Annotated in this window: 16 protein-coding genes and 1 pseudogene; 3 read left to right on the top strand and 14 right to left on the bottom strand. The window is 61.3% G+C overall.

Annotated features, from left to right (window positions below; genetic code table 11):
• The first annotated feature begins 76 nt into the window (after positions 1-76).
• Positions 77-745: an isoprenoid biosynthesis glyoxalase ElbB gene (gene elbB, locus KGB07_RS08940; protein ID WP_046039031.1), complete on the top strand. Its 669-nt coding sequence runs from the start codon at positions 77-79 to the stop codon at positions 743-745.
• 122 nt (positions 746-867) lie between these two features.
• Here elbB and KGB07_RS08935 read toward each other — a convergent pair whose 3' ends face one another.
• The 5 genes from KGB07_RS08935 to KGB07_RS08915 form a co-directional block, all read right to left on the bottom strand.
• Positions 868-1,323: a YaiI/YqxD family protein gene (locus KGB07_RS08935; protein ID WP_046039029.1), complete on the bottom strand. Its 456-nt coding sequence runs from the start codon at positions 1,321-1,323 to the stop codon at positions 868-870.
• A 109-nt stretch (positions 1,324-1,432) separates the two neighbouring features.
• A complete protein-coding gene (locus KGB07_RS08930; RefSeq protein ID WP_223465231.1) occupies positions 1,433-3,331 on the bottom strand; it encodes a cytochrome c/FTR1 family iron permease in 1,899 nt (632 codons plus the stop codon).
• Between the two features lie 161 nt (positions 3,332-3,492).
• Positions 3,493-4,125, bottom strand: coding sequence for a homoserine/homoserine lactone efflux protein (gene rhtB / locus KGB07_RS08925; RefSeq protein ID WP_007998964.1), 633 nt, complete (start codon positions 4,123-4,125; stop codon positions 3,493-3,495).
• Positions 4,126-4,347: 222 nt separating this feature from the next.
• Complete coding sequence (locus tag KGB07_RS08920) at positions 4,348-4,929, bottom strand: mechanosensitive ion channel family protein (RefSeq protein WP_046039025.1); 582 nt, start codon at positions 4,927-4,929, stop codon at positions 4,348-4,350.
• Positions 4,929-6,839, bottom strand: coding sequence for an ATP-binding cassette domain-containing protein (locus KGB07_RS08915; protein WP_223465230.1), 1,911 nt, complete (start codon positions 6,837-6,839; stop codon positions 4,929-4,931). Before KGB07_RS08915 ends, KGB07_RS08920 begins: the two co-directional genes overlap by 1 nt.
• Before the next feature lie 50 nt (positions 6,840-6,889).
• On the opposite strand from KGB07_RS08915, the gene KGB07_RS08910 reads away from it, so the two are divergent.
• Positions 6,890-7,354 (top strand): TIGR02444 family protein, encoded by a 465-nt coding sequence (locus KGB07_RS08910; protein WP_223465229.1) that lies wholly within the window; start codon positions 6,890-6,892, stop codon positions 7,352-7,354.
• Here the strand turns inward: KGB07_RS08910 and KGB07_RS08905 are convergent.
• Positions 7,351-8,523, bottom strand: a complete 1,173-nt coding sequence (locus KGB07_RS08905; protein ID WP_223465228.1) for an AlgP family protein — start codon at positions 8,521-8,523, stop codon at positions 7,351-7,353. The genes KGB07_RS08910 and KGB07_RS08905 overlap by 4 nt on opposite strands.
• A gap of 192 nt (positions 8,524-8,715) precedes the next feature.
• Between KGB07_RS08905 and KGB07_RS08900 the strand changes: the two genes are divergently transcribed.
• Positions 8,716-9,381 (top strand): FKBP-type peptidyl-prolyl cis-trans isomerase, encoded by a 666-nt coding sequence (locus KGB07_RS08900; RefSeq protein WP_046039020.1) that lies wholly within the window; start codon positions 8,716-8,718, stop codon positions 9,379-9,381.
• A 60-nt stretch (positions 9,382-9,441) separates the two neighbouring features.
• On the opposite strand, the gene KGB07_RS08895 is transcribed toward KGB07_RS08900, so the two are convergent.
• The 8 genes and pseudogenes from KGB07_RS08895 to KGB07_RS29665 all read right to left on the bottom strand — a co-directional run.
• On the bottom strand, positions 9,442-9,900 hold the full coding sequence (locus KGB07_RS08895; protein ID WP_046039019.1) for an Rsd/AlgQ family anti-sigma factor: 459 nt from the start codon (positions 9,898-9,900) through the stop codon (positions 9,442-9,444).
• Positions 9,901-10,077: 177 nt separating this feature from the next.
• Positions 10,078-10,629, bottom strand: coding sequence for a disulfide bond formation protein B (locus KGB07_RS08890; protein ID WP_046039017.1), 552 nt, complete (start codon positions 10,627-10,629; stop codon positions 10,078-10,080).
• Positions 10,630-10,892: 263 nt separating this feature from the next.
• On the bottom strand, positions 10,893-12,131 hold the full coding sequence (locus tag KGB07_RS08885) for a heme biosynthesis protein HemY (protein ID WP_046039016.1): 1,239 nt from the start codon (positions 12,129-12,131) through the stop codon (positions 10,893-10,895).
• Positions 12,128-13,291 carry a uroporphyrinogen-III C-methyltransferase gene (locus tag KGB07_RS08880; RefSeq protein WP_223465226.1) on the bottom strand — a complete coding sequence of 388 codons (1,164 nt, stop codon included), beginning with the start codon at positions 13,289-13,291 and terminating at the stop codon, positions 12,128-12,130. Before KGB07_RS08880 ends, KGB07_RS08885 begins: the two co-directional genes overlap by 4 nt.
• Positions 13,292-13,307: 16 nt before the next feature.
• Positions 13,308-14,075 carry a uroporphyrinogen-III synthase gene (locus tag KGB07_RS08875; RefSeq protein ID WP_046039014.1) on the bottom strand — a complete coding sequence of 256 codons (768 nt, stop codon included), beginning with the start codon at positions 14,073-14,075 and terminating at the stop codon, positions 13,308-13,310.
• Complete coding sequence (gene hemC, locus KGB07_RS08870) at positions 14,072-15,013, bottom strand: hydroxymethylbilane synthase (RefSeq protein ID WP_046039013.1); 942 nt, start codon at positions 15,011-15,013, stop codon at positions 14,072-14,074. Before hemC ends, KGB07_RS08875 begins: the two co-directional genes overlap by 4 nt.
• 138 nt (positions 15,014-15,151) lie before the next feature.
• Entirely contained in the window at positions 15,152-15,898 is a 747-nt protein-coding gene (locus tag KGB07_RS08865; protein WP_008048635.1) for a LytR/AlgR family response regulator transcription factor, read from the bottom strand.
• Positions 15,895-16,011, bottom strand: a pseudogene (locus KGB07_RS29665) (sensor histidine kinase); the annotation flags it as partial. The pseudogene KGB07_RS29665 and the gene KGB07_RS08865, both read right to left, overlap by 4 nt.
• Positions 16,012-16,095 lie beyond the last annotated feature (84 nt).

Below are 16,095 nucleotides of genomic sequence, written 5' to 3'. Positions count from 1 at the left end.
GCAGCCGCGAATTAACCCTATGGCAACGCGGGACAAATTAGTGGACATTTAACGCCATGAATCTGGAGAAAAGCCCATGAGCAAAAAAGTTGCAGTGATCCTTTCCGGTTGTGGCGTGTACGACGGCGCCGAGCTCCACGAGAGCGTCATCACCCTGCTGCGTCTGGACCAGCGCGGGGCCCAGGTGCAGTGTTTCGCACCGAACATCGCGCAATTGCATGTGATCAACCACCTGACCGGCGAAGAAATGCCCGAATCGCGCAACGTGCTGGTGGAATCGGCGCGGATTGCCCGGGGCAACATCAAGGATATCCGTGAAGCGAACATCGATGAGTTCGATGCGCTGATCGTGCCCGGCGGCTTCGGCTCGGCCAAGAACCTGTCCAACTTCGCCATCGAAGGCGCCGGCTGCACCGTTCAACCGGATGTCCTGGCACTGACCGAAGCCTTTGCCGAGGCCGGCAAACCGGTGGGGTTGATGTGCATCTCCCCCGCCCTGGCGGCAAAGATCTACGGCCCTGGCGTCATCTGCACCATTGGCAACGACACCGACACGGCTGCCGCGATGAACAAGATGGGCGCGACCCATACCGATTGTGCGGTCAGTGAGATCGTCGAGGATAAGGCACGCAAACTGGTGAGCACACCGGCCTATATGCTGGCGCAATCGATCAGTGAAGCGGCTTCAGGCATTAACAAACTGGTCGACCGTGTGCTCGAACTGACCCACGAAAACGACGCCTGATACTGTTCAGAACTGTAGGAGCGAGCTTGCTCGAGAAAGACGTGAGAGCGCCGCGTTCATCCAGCCAGCACTCGTCATCGTTGACGTCCATCGTCGGATCGCCGCCCGGAGCAAGCTCGCTCCTACAGTTTGCGGGCCAGCCGGGTGAGAATCCGGTCCAGCGCATTGGCAAACGCCTGCTTCTCACGGTCGCCAAACGGTGCGGGCCCACCACCCATTTGCCCCTGTTCGCGCAAATCAGTGAACAGGTTGCGAACCGCCAGCCGCTCGCCCATGTTCTGCGCATCAAACTCCTTGCCCCGTGGGTCGAGCGCTGCCACGCCCTTCTTCACCAGACGATCGGCCAGCGGCACATCGCTGCAGATCACCAGCTCACCGGGTACTGCGTGTTCCACCAGGTAGTCATCGGCCGCATCCGGTCCGCTCGGCACCACGATCAGCTTGACCAGTGCCAGCCCCGGTTTGGTCTGCGGTTGCCCGGCCACCAGCACCACTTCGAACTGGCGCTTGAGGGCGAACTTCACCACCAGATCCTTGGCTGCCCGCGGGCAGGCGTCGGCATCGATCCACACACGCATTGAATTTTCCTCTGTTGAAAAGCATCGCGGGCAAGCCACGTTCCCACAGGTTAACGCTAAACCTGTGGGAGCGTGGCTTGCCCGCGAAAGTGAGCGCAGCGAATGCCGTTTAAGAAACCTGCACCCGCTGCCTCTCAACCACCCGGCTACGACCGTACAACACGACAATCGCAATGATCGCCACAGCCTGGGCGCTCAACGAATACGCATCGGCATGGATCCCCAGCCATTCAAAGTCAAAGAACGGCACCGGCCGCGTGCCGAAAATCCCGGCTTCCTGCAGCGCTTTCACGCCATGCCCGGCAAACACCACCGACAAGGCGCACAAAAGACCGGCGTTGATGCTGAAGAACAGCGCCAGCGGCAACTTCGCCGAACCGCGCAAAATCACCCAGGCCAGGCCGACCAGCAGCACCAGCGCCGTGGCCCCACCAGCCAGCACCGCGTTGTGCCCTGCGGGGCCTGCCTGCAACCACAGGGTTTCGTAGAACAGGATCACTTCGAACAGTTCGCGATACACCGAGAAGAACGCCAGGGTCGCAAAACCGAAACGCCCGCCGCCGCCCACCAGGCTGCTCTTGATGTAATCCTGCCAGGCCGCCGCGTGACGACGATCGTGCATCCACACGCCCAGCCACAGCACCATGACGCTGGCAAACAACGCTGTCGCGCCTTCCAGCAACTCGCGCTGCGAACCGCTGACATCAATCACATAGGCTGCCAGCGCCCAGGTGCCCAGCCCCGCCACAAACGCCAGGCCCCAGCCGACGTTAACGCTGCGCACTGCCGTTTGTTGGCCTGTGTTACGCAGGAAAGCAAGGATCGCCGCCAGCACCAGAATCGCTTCCAGACCTTCGCGCAGCAAAATCAGCAGGCCGGAAATGTAACTCAGCGACCAGCTCAAACCCTCGTTGCCCAACAGGCCGGCCGATGCCTTCAACTTGCCCTTGGTCACGTCCAGACGCTGCTCGACCTCGCTCACCGGCAGGCCGTCCTGCAACGATTGACGGTAGGCCATCAGGGATTTTTCAGTGTCTTTGCGCACGTTGGCGTCAATGTTATCCAGCGAGCTCTCAACCAGCTCGAAGCCTTCCAGATACGCCGCTACCGATAAGTCATAAGCCTGATCATGCTCACCGGCACGATACGCCGCGATGCTCTTGTCCAGAGTGGCCGCGGTGTAGTCGAGCAGTTGCGCCGGGCCACGCTTGACCTGGGGCGGTTGCGCCCGCTGGGCACGGAAGGTCGCGGCGGCTTGCGGGCCTTCGGCGGCCTGTACTTCGGTCGGGGTCTGACGAGCGAGGTCGGCGATGTTGTAAGTCTTTTCAGCCTTGGCCGTCGCCGGGTCAACACTGAAGCTGGCGATATAGGTGGCCAGGTCCCAGCGCTGACGATCATCCAGTTGATCGGCAAAGGCAGGCATGTCAGTCCCTTCGACGCCCAGGCCCAGGATGCTGTAGATCGCGTAGAGGCTCAGTCGATCCAGTCGTGTGGTATCACTCAGATTGGATGGCGGAGGCGTCATGCCGACACCTGCCGGGCCGTCGCCGGCCCCTGTATCGCCGTGGCAGACCGAGCAATGCTGAGCGTACAGCGGCGCGCCACGCGCCGGGTCCGGTGTAATCACCGGGGCCTGGCTGACTTCATAGGCCACAGCCAGCTTCGCGCCCAGTTGCCGGGCCAGGCGAGTGACCTCGGTCCCCTCCTGACGGGCGCCGATGGAATTTCCCAGTGCGGCCAGGCTTTGCTCCAGCGCGGCTTTTTCCGGCTTGACCGGCATGGCTGCAATCAGACTGCCCAGTGTCTTGACCGAGTCTTGCTGCGCGCGAAATCCGGCCTGGTCCGTGATGCTGCCCGCCTGCACCGTGTCCGGGTAATCCGCGCCGATGTAATCGAGCAAGTGCAGCGCCTGCGGCGCACCTTCGGCGGGAGCGGCCAGTAGCTGAAAACTGCACGCAGCCAACAGCGGCAGCAACAGCCACGCCAGGAAACGGGAGGGGGGAATCATGAATGAATCTCAATTGGAAATGCGAAGTTACATATTGTTAACGCCTGACGGGTTTCGCTCAAGCTTTGTTGATACTTCTTCGTAATTGCATTGGATTCTGGAATTGCTCCCCCAAATGAAAAAGGCGACCTCCAGGGTCGCCTTTTTTGTAAGTCGCCGTTTTACACAGCAGCCCTGCGCAACGTCGCCATGAACGCCGCCGCCCCGATGAACAGCCCGGCAAAGGTGCGGTTCATGCGTTTTTGCTGTTTCGGTGTGCGCAACAGACGCAGCACTTTAGACGCCAGACCGGTATACCCGGCCATCACGATCAGGTCGACGCAGACCATGGTCACGCCGATCACCAGATACTGAATCAGCAGCGGAGCATGGGGGTCGATGAACTGCGGCAGCACCGCCAGCATGAACACCAGCGCCTTGGGGTTGCTGATGTTCACCAGAAAACCACGGAACACCAGGGCCATCGGCTTGCCGATCTGGCGCACTGCCGCGTCATCGCTCATATCGCTGGGCAGCGCGCGCCATTGCTTGATCGCGAGGTAAACCAGGTACGCCACGCCAAACCATTTGATGGCGTAGAAGGCTGTGGCCGACGCAGTAAGAATGGCGCCGACACCGGCACCGACGATGGCGATCTGTAAAGCCAGGCCCAGTTGCAGGCCCAGGGCGTTCCAGTAGCCGCGCCAGAAACCGTATTGCAGGCCGCTGGACATCGACGCAATGGCGCCGGCACCGGGGGACAGGCTGATCACCCAGCAGGCGGCAAAAAACGCCAGCCATGTTTGAAGCTCCATTGCACACCTCGACTCAGACTCGTGACAGACGTCTAAGCTAATGCGGCTTTGATTGGATGACTACCGATTTTTTGTAGGACATGGCGACGGCCGACTTGAGACCCCCATCGCGAGCAAGCTCGCTCCCACAGGGATCTGCTGCGGACGCAATATCCGGGTGCTACACAAGACACTGTGGGAGCGAGCTTGCTCGCGATGGCGGTGTATCAGTCAGCTGAAGGCTTACTTTTCAAACCCACTGGAAGGAAACACATCCGTCCCGCGCCAGCGCCGTACCGAACGCTGGAAGAACAAACTGTTGGGTACCTGCACCATGGCGCTGCCAGTGCCGAGTTCTTCGGCCTCGATCAGCGTGGTGTAAAGAAGATTGATCGCTACCACTCGACCTTTGACACCAGGCTTGTCGGTGGTGTCCACCAACTCAACCACGTCACCGATGCGGAACGGGCCGACGGTAAAGATCAGGATCGCGCACAGCAGGTTCGAGAGCACGCTCCACATGGCGAAAAACGCCACCGCCGCGACTGCGACGAAACCGGACAACGCGGTCCAGAGCACCGTGGCCGATACACCGAGTCGCTCCAGGACGAAAATCAGCGCGCTGCCCATGATCAGCCAGCGCAATCCGCCCCGTAGCGGCATCAGCAACTGCGGCGGAAACGGGTAACGCTCACCGAGGCGGGTCAGGCCTTTGGCGACGAATCGCTGGGTGAAGTAGCCGGCGAGCAGGATCAGCAGGATTTGCACGCCAAGCCAGATCGGCTCGACCCACACCGCCGGCAACGGCAGCTTGAAGGCGTCCATCAGGACAGTGCCTCCAGCTCCGCCTGCATGCCTTCCAGCAATTCCAGGGCTTCCATCCACGCTTCCTCCAGCTCCGCCTCACGCACCTTCAGCTTGGCCTGTTCGGCTAGCAGATCACGCAATTCGCTCTTGCGCGCCGGCTCGTAGATATCGCTGTCGCCGAGGCTGGTATCGACCTTCGCCAATTTTTCGTGGAGCTTGCCGAGCTCGGCTTCAAGCTTGTCAGCTTCGCGCTTGTGCGGTGCCAGTTGCTGGCGCAACGCAGCAGCAGCCTGACGCTGGGCTTTCTTGTCGGTCTTGTCCGGGTTGACCGGCGTGTTGCTGACCGGGGCGTTGCGCTGGCGATACTCCACCAGCCAGCGGGTGTAGTCCTCCAGGTCGCCGTCGAACTCTTCGACTTTGCCGTCCGCCACCAGATAGAAGTTGTCGGTGGTGCTTTTGAGCAAGTGGCGATCGTGAGAGACCACCAGTACCGCACCACTGAATTCCTGTAGGGCCATGGTCAGCGCCAGGCGCATTTCCAGGTCCAGGTGGTTGGTCGGTTCGTCGAGCAGCAACAGGTTCGGTCGGTCCCAGGCGATCAAAGCCAACGCCAGGCGCGCTTTCTCGCCACCGGAGAAATTCAGTACCGGCTCGTCGATTCGCGCGCCACGGAAGTCGAAACCACCGAGGAAGTCGCGCAGGGTCTGTTCGCGCTCGGTCGGCGCCAGGCGCTGCACGTGCAGCAACGGGCTGGCCTTGGAGTCCAGAGAATCGAGTTGATGCTGGGCGAAGTAACCGACCACGGTGTTCTCGCCACGGGTCAAGCGGCCGGCCAATGGCGACAGCTCACCGGCAAGGTTCTTGATCAGGGTCGATTTACCGGCGCCGTTCGGGCCGAGCAGACCGATTCGCGCACCCGGGGTCAGTTGCAGCTTGACCTTCTCCAGCACGGCTTTGTCGCCGTAACCCAAGCGGGCATCGGACAGGTCGATCAGCGGACTGGAAATTTTCTGTGATTCACGGAAAACGAAATCAAACGGCGAGTCGACGTGGGCAGCGGTCAACTCTTCCATCCGCTCCAGGGCCTTGATCCGGCTCTGGGCCTGACGGGCCTTGGTGGCCTGGGCCTTGAAGCGGGCGATGTAGCTTTCCATGTGCGCACGTTGCACCTGCTGCTTCTCGTACGCCTGCTGTTGCTGGGCCAGGCGTTCGGCACGGGCGCGCTCGAAGGCGCTGTAGCCACCGCGGTACAGGGTGATCTTGCGCTGATCGACGTGGGCTATGTGGTCGACCACGGCATCGAGGAAATCCCGGTCGTGGGAAATCAGCATCAAGGTGCCGGGATAACTCTTGAGCCACTCTTCGAGCCAGATGATGGCGTCGAGATCGAGGTGGTTGGTCGGTTCGTCGAGCAGCAGCAGGTCCGATGGGCACATCAGGGCCTGCGCCAGGTTCAGGCGCATCCGCCAGCCACCGGAGAAATCCCCGACCTGGCGATCCATCTGCTCGTTGGTGAACCCAAGTCCGGCCAGCAACTTGCGCGCCCGGGCGTCGGCGGTGTAACCGTCGGCGCTGTCGAGTTCCGAGTGCAGGCGGGCCTGAGCGGCACCGTCATGGGCCGCTTCGGCTACCGCCAGGTCGCGTTGCACCTGGCGCAGGCGCAGGTCGCCATCGAGCACGTAGTCGACCGCCAGGCGCTCGAGGGTGTCGACCTCCTGGCGCATGTGGGCGATACGCCAGTCGGCCGGCAGGAAGCAATCACCCGAGTCCGGGTGCAGCTCACCCCGAAGCAAGGCGAACAGGCTCGATTTGCCGGCGCCGTTGGCACCGATGAGGCCGGCTTTCTGGCCGGCGTGCAGCGTCAGCTCGGCGTCTTCTAGCAGACGTTGCGGGCCACGCTGTAAAGTCAGGCTCTGAAGTCGAATCATAATGGCGGCGGAGTCTACCAGCTTCGCTCGCAACTGGCGCGAGTAGCACTATGTCCTCTGACCTGTGGAGCTTTTCCCTAACCACTTACGCCCGCCCGGGCGTTGAGCAGGCCTGCCTGCAATTGCAATCGGCGGGGGTCAATGTGTGCCTGTTGCTGTGTGGTGCGTGGTTGGGACATCGAGGTGTGGCCTGCGATGAGCAGCGCTTGCAGCAATTGCGCAGCGTGGCTTTCGCCTGGGACACCGATGTCGTGCGGCCGTTACGCGCCTTGCGCATACAGTGGAAAGCCGCGGCCAAGGAAGACGCTGAATTGCATACCCTGCGTGAACAAGTGAAGGCACTGGAGCTGGAAGCCGAACGGCATCTGTTGTTGCGGCTGGAGAGAGCGGCGCAGAGTTGGCCGCAAAATGCCGAGACCGATCTATCGGCCTGGCTGGAAGGTGCGGCGGCTGAGGCCGCCCACCTGCACCGCGACGCGCTGCATCAGCTGCGCGTCGCGGTAACCGGCACTTAGGAAGCGCTGGCTGGGGTGGTTACAACACTCGAAGTTGCGGCAGGCGTTGGCGCTGGCGCGGCTGTCGAGGTAGTAGTTGCTGCCGGAGCAGGTGCTGCGGGCGCAGCCGGAGCGACTGGCTTGGCAACCGGAGCGGTGGCTGGCTTGGCGGCAACCGGCTTTTTCACTGCAGGTTTGGCTGCTGGTTTTGCAGCGGGTTTCGCAGCAGCCGGTTTGGCGGCAACTGGCTTGGTAGCGGCTGGTTTGGCGGCAACGGCTGGTTTCGCTGCAGCTGGTTTTGCGGCTGGTTTAGCAGCAGGTTTGGCAGCAGGTTTGGCAGCCGCTTTTACAGCAGGTTTTGCCGCTGGCTTGGCTGCTGCTTTAGCTGCAGGTTTGGTTGCCGGTTTTGCAGCGACGGGTTTTGCAGCCGGCTTGGCAGCAGGTTTCGCGGCAGCGGTGCGGGCAACTGGTTTAGCGGCCGGTTTTGCAGCTGGTTTTGCAGCCGGTTTCGCGGCGGCGGTTTTAGCCACGGCTGGTTTGGCAGCAGCGGCTCTTGCAGCGGCAGGTCGTGCGGCGGCTGGTTTGGCAGCCGTGGTTTTAGCCGCAGGTTTTGCAGCGCTGGCAGCAGCCGGTTTTCTCGCAGCCGGTTTGGCAGCAGGTTTGGCTGCGGCAGTTTTAGCGACTGGTTTGGCAGCGGCTGGTTTGGCGGCAGCAGCAGGCTTGGCCGGTGCTTTTGCAGCAGCCGGTTTGGCAGCGGCTTTCTTCGCAGGTGCCGCAGCAGGTTTGGCCGCACGCAAGGACAACACCTTGCCGACAGCCTCTTGTACACGACCGACGCCCTGGGCCAGTTTCAGGCTTTCCTGAGCATCGCGCTTGAGTTGCAGGATATAGCCGCGGGTTTCCGATTGACGATCCTTGAGGGCATCGAGCAGCTCCTCAAGATCGGCCACTGCGCCCTTGGCCTTGGCTTGCGCCTTGGCTTTTCCGGCCGCCGCAGCGTCCTGCAATTTGGTGCGGGACTTGTGCAGTTTTTCTTGCGCTTTTCCGCGCTGCTTTTCCAGTTTGGCGAGCAACTTTTCAGCATCAGCCAAGGCTTCGGAACAAGCGGTTTCCAGATGCTCGAGCAGGCTGCTCGAGAGTTGTTGGAGCAAGTGCAACGGAGTGTTTACTGGCTTCTTGGTGGCCGACATGGTTTACCTCCTGGCTGAAGTGAGTGCGGCTCATACTAGACCTCTGCTGCAACCGCCGCTAGGGCATGTTGACACTATCGAAAGCGCTACGTTGCAAAGGATTGAAAAACTTCTGCCTCGACGCAAAAGCAGTTCACCGTTGCGCACATTCTCGCTGGCATAATCGCCCGCAATTCAGGTCGGAGAGAGCTCATGTCGCGCTACCTTTTTTTATCGCTGTGCGTGTTTTTTTCGGTGGCCCAGGCCGCCGAAAAAACGCAGGAAAATGAAGCCCACGATCTCGCTTACAGCCTGGGTGCAAGCCTTGGCGAACGCCTGCGCCAGGAGGCTCCCGATCTGCAGCTCCAGGCACTGGTCGAAGGATTGCAGCAGGCCTATCAGGGCAAACCACTGGCGCTGAAGGACGAGCAGATCCAGCAGATACTGAACGAGCATGAAGCCCGGATCGCCATGCAGTCAGCCGAGCCGCAAAGCGAAATGGCACTGGAAAAAGAACAGCGTTTTCTCGCCACGGAAAAAGCCAGGCCGGGTGTGCGCGAACTGGCTGATGGCGTGTTGCTGACCGAGTTGACGCCAGGCACTGGCGCCAAGGCCGGACCGAACGGCAAAGTGCAGGTGCTGTACATCGGTCGCTTGCCCGACGGAACGGTGTTCGATCAGAACAGTCAGCCACAATGGTTCAGTCTCGACAGCGTGATCGCCGGATGGCGCAGCGCGTTGCAAAACATGCCGGTCGGGGCGAAATGGCGACTGGTGATTCCATCGGCTCAAGCCTATGGCGCAGACGGTGCCGGTGACGTGATTGCTCCGTTCACTCCACTGGTGTTCGAAGTCGAATTGCGCGGCGCCACCAGCTGACGACGCAAACGAAAAACGGCGTGCCTTGGCACGCCGTTTCGGGATCTTGCAGAAAGAGCTTCAGGCCTGAACCGAATCAGTTTCCTTGTGGGCGGTGTGCAGCACTTCGATCAGACAGTCTTCCAGTTCAAAGCGCTCATGCAACAGTCCGCCGAGTGTCTTGAACTCTTCGGCGACACACTTTCCTGCGTCACACAGATCATTGAAGGCGAGCAGCTTTTCGGTGATGACGTCGATACGCGGGTAGATCGTCTCGGCGAGCTCCAGGCCACGCTGGTCGTTGAAAGCCTTGGCCTCCCCCGTCAGCTGCTCGTAGATCTCGAAGTGTCCGGCCGATACATAATCGACCAGCACGCCGCAGAATTCCTGCAAGGGCTTGCGGTTCTCACCCAGCACCTCAGGCTTTGCGCCGAGAGCGTCATAGGCCCCGATCAGTTCGTGTCGTTCCTGCAACCAGCGATCGATCAGCAGGTGCACTCCGCCCCAGCGTTCCTGAGCATTCTGACAACTTTCGAGCATGGTGATCTCTCTTCCCTTGTGGGTCAGCTGCTCTATGCCCGCTCGCCTCTTGTAACGTCGGTGGGCGGTCAGGCAGAGCGTCATCGAGCAACATAATTCCAATGACACGTGCGGGCCAGATTATGCCCGCACGACACTGGCTTCAAGGTACGCAGGCGATAAAGTTCATACAAGTGTTTAATCGCCTGCAAAGGCCCGGTGCGACGACTCGCCGCTGAGCGGTCGCTGATAGCTGGTCCAGACCAGTCGCAGCGACTGGTAAACGGCCAGAATCATCATCGCGACGAAGAACAGCAAGCTCCACTCGGTGAGACTCAGATCGAACAGCGTCCAGGAAATTTCCACGCAATCGGCAGCGCCCTTGAACATCTGCTGTACGACCGATAGCCACGGCGAATTGGCCAGCAGGTCCGCAAGATGCGTTGAGCATGCCGCTACCTGCTCCGTCGGAAGGCTTTGCAGCAGGACCTGTCGCCACGCCGTGACAGTGCCGGCCAGGCTGCAACAAAGACTGAGCAGCCAATACAGAACGTTACCGATGCGACCGGGGCCATGGACCGAAGCCATCAGGCAGATGCCGGTAAGGAGCGCCAGGCAAACCCGTTGCACAAGACACAAGCCACAAGGTCGCAGGCCGACTGCATATTCCAGGTAGTAGGAAACGCCCATCGCCAGGGCACCTGCAATGAAAGCCATGAAAAACAAGGAGCGTGAGCAGGCCAAAGACATGGCTTTTCCGTAAAAGTAGTGACAGACCATTACGGTAGAGGAAAGCGCGACAGCCTTTCAAGGCAAGTGCCCACAGAGACTTCAGCGCAGGAGTAGGGAAATCCCGACGCAGGCGAGAGGATAAAATGTAGTCCTCTGTAGGACTTTGCCTGCGACGAAATTTTGCGGCTGAATTTCAACCCGTCATTGCACTACGGCGAGGGCGATAGCTCCCTCGCCGCAGGTCATCGCTCAGGCGCCGGAGCCCGGCGCCAGCGAATGGTTCAAGCGCGGACTGGCACTGGCAGAGGGGCCGCGAGCAAGCGTTCATCCAACAACCCCAGGCCTTCCTGAAACAGCTGGTTGCTGCGCTCGGCATCGCCCATTTGCGCCAGCAAGCGTGCCAGCTCGGCACAGGCTTCCGGATTGCGCTGTATACGCAGGCTGCTTTCCAGATAGTCCCGGGCCTTGCCCCACAAACTGTTTTGCAGGCATAGACGACCCAGTGTCAGCAGCAGGCCCGGATCAGCCGGATGGTCCTTGAGCCAGCCTTCGGCGGCCTGCAGCTGGCGGGCCGGATCATTGCCGCGAACCAGTCCGTAGAGTCGTGCCAGATGACTGTCGTAGCTGCGCTTGAGCGCAGTGCGCAGCACTTCTTCGGCCTCGACCTGAGCCCCCAATTGCCGCAGTTGTTCGGCATACGCGAGCACCAGTTGCGGCTCCTGACGCTGTGCCGAAGTCAGTTGTTGCCAGGCACGTTCCAGCGATTGCTTCCCTACCGTTCCGTCTTCTTCCCGTTGCGCCGCCAGGGACAGGTTCGCCCCCCAGGCCCGACGCTCCAGTTCGGCGAGCTCAGTCGCCGGCAGGATTTTGTCCTTGCGCAGCTCCGGCAGCAGGCGAATCACTGCCGACCAGTCACCACGCTGCTGAAGCAGGCGCTGCAACTGACGCAGGGTCTGAGCGTTATGAGGATGGCGTTCACGCATGGCTTGCAGGGTGGCGAGGGCACCGTCGGTATCACCGCGATCTGTCTGCAACTGGGCGTGACTCAAGGCGATCGCCAACTCGGCCTGAGGCTGACGCTCCAGGGCGCGCTCCAGCAAGTTGTCGCTTTCTTCGTAATTGCCGAGTTCGTTCGCGGCACGGGCAGCGCCGAGGTAGTAAAGCAGCGGCTGGCGCTCGGCTTCGGCAGCCCGATGCAAGTGCCGTTGCGCGCTGGCCCAGCGACCCTCGGCCAAGTCCAGCTGACCGTGTTCGATCGCCACCTGTACCCGACGGCTGCGGTTACGTCGTGACCATGGATTGACCACGCCACTGGAAGCCATCACCAGTTCGACCAGTGACTTGATGCCCCAGATCACCAGCCAGAGCACAGCCACCAGCGCCAAGGTAGCCCACAGGCTCGACTCATAACGGAAGGTCTTGTAGGCAATCAGCACATAGCCGGAGTGTTCGGCAATCGCCAGCCCCAGCGCAGCGGCAGCGGCGATCACGAGGAACACGATCACATAGAGGCGTCTCATGGCGTGGCCTCCGGCGCGGCGTTCGCGGCAGGCCTGGTCAGTGGCTTGACCGATTCCTCGGCGTTGACGTTGCGCCGCTCCAGATACCCCTGCACCGCGCTCAGGGTGCCGGTCATATCCGGCGTGACGACGGTGACAGGTTGCCCGCTCAACTCGGCGACCTGCTCAAGCATGACTTTGCTTTGCGCGTTGTCCGGGTTGAAGTTGCCCTTGAGGATGTCCCGCGCTTCGTCCAGCACCTGGGAGTAAACCGCCGCCTGGCCATTGAGTGCGGCCCACTGCGCCTGCTCCAGCGCCAGGCTCAGGGCCAGGCGGACCTGACTCAGACTCTGGCCGGCCAGCAATGGGCGAACGTTTTTGTCGGCATTGAAATCGATACGGATGTAGCGCGAAATCTGATCCCACCATTGCGCCCAGCGACTGGCACCGTCGCCATCGGAGGTCAGGCCCAGCAACGAATCGCCACGGTCCTTGTACTCCGGTGCCAGCTCGGTGAGGCTGGCTACTTGATCGCGCAGCGCGCCCAGACGCAGGAACAGCCCGGTGCGATCCGGCTGTTCGGTGCTGCGCAAGGCGATCAGGGTCTTGGCCACCTGCTCGCGAGCAGCAAAAGAGCCCGGGTCGTTTTGCTCACGCAATATCTCGTCGGCACCCTGGACCAGTGCCTGGGCACTGCTGATGTCCTGCAAGGCGGATAGTCGCAAGCTGGCCAGACGCAGCAGGTGCTCGGCCTCGGCCAGACGCCAGTCCTTGCGACTGGCACCGAGAACGGTTTCCAGCCGTTGGTTCAACCGCTGCTGATCACCTTGCAGCTGAACAACCAGACGGCTGCGCGCTTCCAGTTCATCGGCGGGAGGCAATTGTGCCAGGCGTGCGCTCAGGCGTTCCTCATTGAGCTTGAGGCTTTGTGCCTGGTCATTCAGCGCCTGCACCTGGCTCAGTTGCTGCTGATTATTGGCCTGCAGGTGACGCACCTGCCAGACACCCCAACCGCCCACCGCTACACCGGCCGCACCCAACAGCAGCGCGATGATTGCCAGACCATTGCCTCGACGCTGCTCGGCAGCAGGTGGCGGCGGCAGCATTTCATCAACAGGAGCATCAACAGGTGCATCAAGCACCGGTCGCGAGTCATCTTTAGGCAAGGCTGTTTCGCTCACGTATCCATCCTTTGCATCAGAAAACGGGTACGGGATGCTCCCGTAACGCCGTCAGCAAGGCCGCGGCATTGGCGCCACGACAATCCACAACTGTTTTGGCCCCGGCGGCACGCGCCATTTCGGCAACCCTGGGGCTCGGTACGAACAACGGCAACCGCGCCAACTGCGGCCAGGCATCGCCGGCCAGTTGATGCAGGTGCTCAAAACCTTGTCCACTGCTGACCACCAGCCCGTTCAGGCGTTCCGCCTGGATCCGTTGCGGCAGCAGTGTTGGCGGGTAAATCGGCAATCCCCGGCGGTACAACTCCAGATACTCGACACTAGCACCAAGCTCACGCAAACGCTCAGCCAGCAACTCGCGCCCGCCCTCCCCGCGCAGGATCAGCACGCGCGCATCGGGTCGTGCAATAGCCTCGCGCAATCGGGAAAGTTCGAGCAAGGCTTCACTGTCATCGCCTTCTGCCGGGAAGCTCACGTCCAGCCCGTGATCCTCGAGGATCTGCGCAGTCGCCGCGCCGACGCTGAACCACTTCACACCAGGCGGTGTTGGCCAATATCGCTCGAGCAGTTCGACGCCGATCCGGGCGGCCGGCTTGCTGACCACGATGACGGCGCAGAACTGATCCAGGGCCTGAATCGCCTGGCGCATTGTGTCAGTGGCCGCAATGGGCATGATGTCCAAAAGCGGCAGACTGTTACTGAATATCCCCTGCTCGGCCAAAAGGCTGCTCAGCGCCTCCGCTTCTTCGGCGGGACGCGTCAGCAGCAAGCGCCAGCCGATCACTCGTGACCAGCCTCGCCATAGACCGCTTTGAGGATGGCATCGGCACCCTGGCTGAGCAGGTCTTCGGCGACTCGCACACCCAGCGCCTCGGCATCGTCGCGAGGGGCGCGGGCTTGTGCGCTGAGCAGCAGGCCACCAGCCGGATCGCCCACCAATCCGCGCAACCAGACCTGCTCGCCTTCCAGCACGGCGTAGCACGCAATCGGCACCTGGCAGCCGCCATTGAGGTGCTTGTTGAGGGCCCGTTCGGCGGTCACGCGGGTGGCGGTGTCCTGGTGATGCAAGGGTGTCAGCAGCGAATGGATTTCACTGTCGGCGCTGCGGCATTCGATACCCACCGCACCCTGGCCACCGGCCGGAAGGCTGTCGTCGACGCTGATGGCCGAGGTGATGCGATCTTCGAATCCCAGGCGGATCAGGCCGGCAGCGGCGAGGATGATGGCGTCGTATTCGCCGGCATCGAGCTTGGCCAGGCGAGTGTTGACGTTGCCGCGCAGGAAGCGGATTTGCAGGTCCGGGCGACGGGTCAGCAATTGAGCCTGGCGGCGCAGGCTGGAGGTGCCGACGATGCTGCCCTGGGGCAACTCATCCAGGCTGGTGTAAGTGTTGGAAACGAAGGCATCGCGCGGGTCTTCCCGCTCGCAGATGCAGAACAGACCGAGGCCTTCGGGGAAGTCCATCGGCACGTCCTTCATGGAGTGCACGGCAATGTCGGCTTCATTGTCCAGCAGCGCGGTTTCGAGTTCCTTGACGAACAGGCCCTTGCCGCCGATTTTCGACAGCGGCGAGTCAAGCAGCTTGTCACCACGACTGACCATAGGGACGAGGGTCACCAGCAGGCCGGGATGAGCCGCTTCAAGACGGGCTTTGACGTATTCGGCCTGCCAAAGGGCGAGAGCGCTTTTGCGGGTGGCGATGCGGATCTGGCGAGAGGACATGGATCAATCCGTACTGAATAGATACGGCGGATAATAACAGCTCAGCCAAATCCACTTTGACTTGTATCAGATACTACTCGGCCTCCCTGGCCCCGGATGTCCGGCAATCGGGTGTAAAACTGGCCTGCGAACAGCCGTTTAAAGCTGTTGCATCATTTTGCGTACCCCAGCCACATGACGCCGGCTGACGATCAGCGCATCACCATTGAGGCCTTTGAGGAACAGCTGAAAATGCCCCAGGGGTGTGCGTTGCAATCGCTCGATACGCTCGCGGGCGACCAGCGCATTGCGATGGATACGCACGAAACGGTCACCGAACTCGTCTTCGAGGGCCTTGAGCGGCTCATCGAGCAGCACTTCGCCGCTTTCGTGGCGCAAGGTCACGTATTTGTGGTCGGCAATGAAATACACCACCTGATCCAGCGGAATCAGCTCGATCCCTTTACGGGTTCGGGCGCTGATATGGCTGCGCGGGCCGTTGCCGCTTTCGGCAGCAGGGCGGGTCAGGGCGGCGAGCTGGGCACGATTGGGGCGCTCGGCTCTCTTTAATGCGTCATGTAATTGTTCAGTTCTCACAGGTTTCACCAGATAGCCTACGGCGCTGGCCTGTAAGGCTTCCACGGCAAATTCATCGGGCCCGGCGCAGAACACCACGGCGGGCGGAGTTTCGCGTTCACACAACCGAGCAGCCACTTGCAGGCCATCCAGGCCGGGCATGCGGATATCGAGCAGCACGATATCCGGTTTGTGGCTGTCGATCAGTGCCAACGCCTCTTCGCCATTCGTGGCACTAGGCTCCAGGACACTGTATCCCTCGAGTTCGCCAACCATTCGGCTCAGGCGCTCGCGGGCCAAGGGTTCGTCATCAACGATCAGGACATTCATATTGCGCTGGATTCCTGCGTGAGTCTCGCACAAGGATAGCGTAGACAGGTGAAGTGACATCCGTCACCGCGATCCACGCTAAGACTAGCGCGAGCGCCAAAAAGTGCCGTTGGTCCGGCGGCTAAATTTTCATCTGCCGGGCGATTGGCGGCCCAGGCCCGCGTTGGCGACGCATCGCCACAGGGTTTGCTGATACG

It is taken from the genome of Pseudomonas sp. GL-RE-26 (assembly GCF_019956275.1).
GTDB classification, from domain to species: domain Bacteria; phylum Pseudomonadota; class Gammaproteobacteria; order Pseudomonadales; family Pseudomonadaceae; genus Aquipseudomonas; species Aquipseudomonas grandcourensis.
This window is presented reverse-complemented; position numbering and strand designations above follow the sequence as displayed.

Excerpts from the sequence above, each read along its gene's own strand:
- KGB07_RS08900 (WP_046039020.1), top strand. The coding sequence starts at position 8,716 with ATGTCGCGCTACCTTTTTTTATCGCTGTGCGTGTTTTTTTCGGTGGCC.
- KGB07_RS08885 (WP_046039016.1), bottom strand. The coding sequence starts at position 12,131 with ATGAGACGCCTCTATGTGATCGTGTTCCTCGTGATCGCCGCTGCCGCT.
- rhtB (WP_007998964.1), bottom strand. The coding sequence starts at position 4,125 with ATGGAGCTTCAAACATGGCTGGCGTTTTTTGCCGCCTGCTGGGTGATC.
- KGB07_RS08920 (WP_046039025.1), bottom strand. The coding sequence starts at position 4,929 with ATGGACGCCTTCAAGCTGCCGTTGCCGGCGGTGTGGGTCGAGCCGATC.
- hemC (WP_046039013.1), bottom strand. The coding sequence starts at position 15,013 with ATGTCCTCTCGCCAGATCCGCATCGCCACCCGCAAAAGCGCTCTCGCC.
- KGB07_RS08910 (WP_223465229.1), top strand. The coding sequence starts at position 6,890 with ATGTCCTCTGACCTGTGGAGCTTTTCCCTAACCACTTACGCCCGCCCG.
- KGB07_RS08895 (WP_046039019.1), bottom strand. The coding sequence starts at position 9,900 with ATGCTCGAAAGTTGTCAGAATGCTCAGGAACGCTGGGGCGGAGTGCAC.
- KGB07_RS08865 (WP_008048635.1), bottom strand. The coding sequence starts at position 15,898 with ATGAATGTCCTGATCGTTGATGACGAACCCTTGGCCCGCGAGCGCCTG.
- KGB07_RS08935 (WP_046039029.1), bottom strand. The coding sequence starts at position 1,323 with ATGCGTGTGTGGATCGATGCCGACGCCTGCCCGCGGGCAGCCAAGGAT.
- KGB07_RS08890 (WP_046039017.1), bottom strand. The coding sequence starts at position 10,629 with ATGTCTTTGGCCTGCTCACGCTCCTTGTTTTTCATGGCTTTCATTGCA.
- KGB07_RS08905 (WP_223465228.1), bottom strand. The coding sequence starts at position 8,523 with ATGTCGGCCACCAAGAAGCCAGTAAACACTCCGTTGCACTTGCTCCAA.
- elbB (WP_046039031.1), top strand. The coding sequence starts at position 77 with ATGAGCAAAAAAGTTGCAGTGATCCTTTCCGGTTGTGGCGTGTACGAC.
- KGB07_RS08930 (WP_223465231.1), bottom strand. The coding sequence starts at position 3,331 with ATGATTCCCCCCTCCCGTTTCCTGGCGTGGCTGTTGCTGCCGCTGTTG.
- KGB07_RS08915 (WP_223465230.1), bottom strand. The coding sequence starts at position 6,839 with ATGATTCGACTTCAGAGCCTGACTTTACAGCGTGGCCCGCAACGTCTG.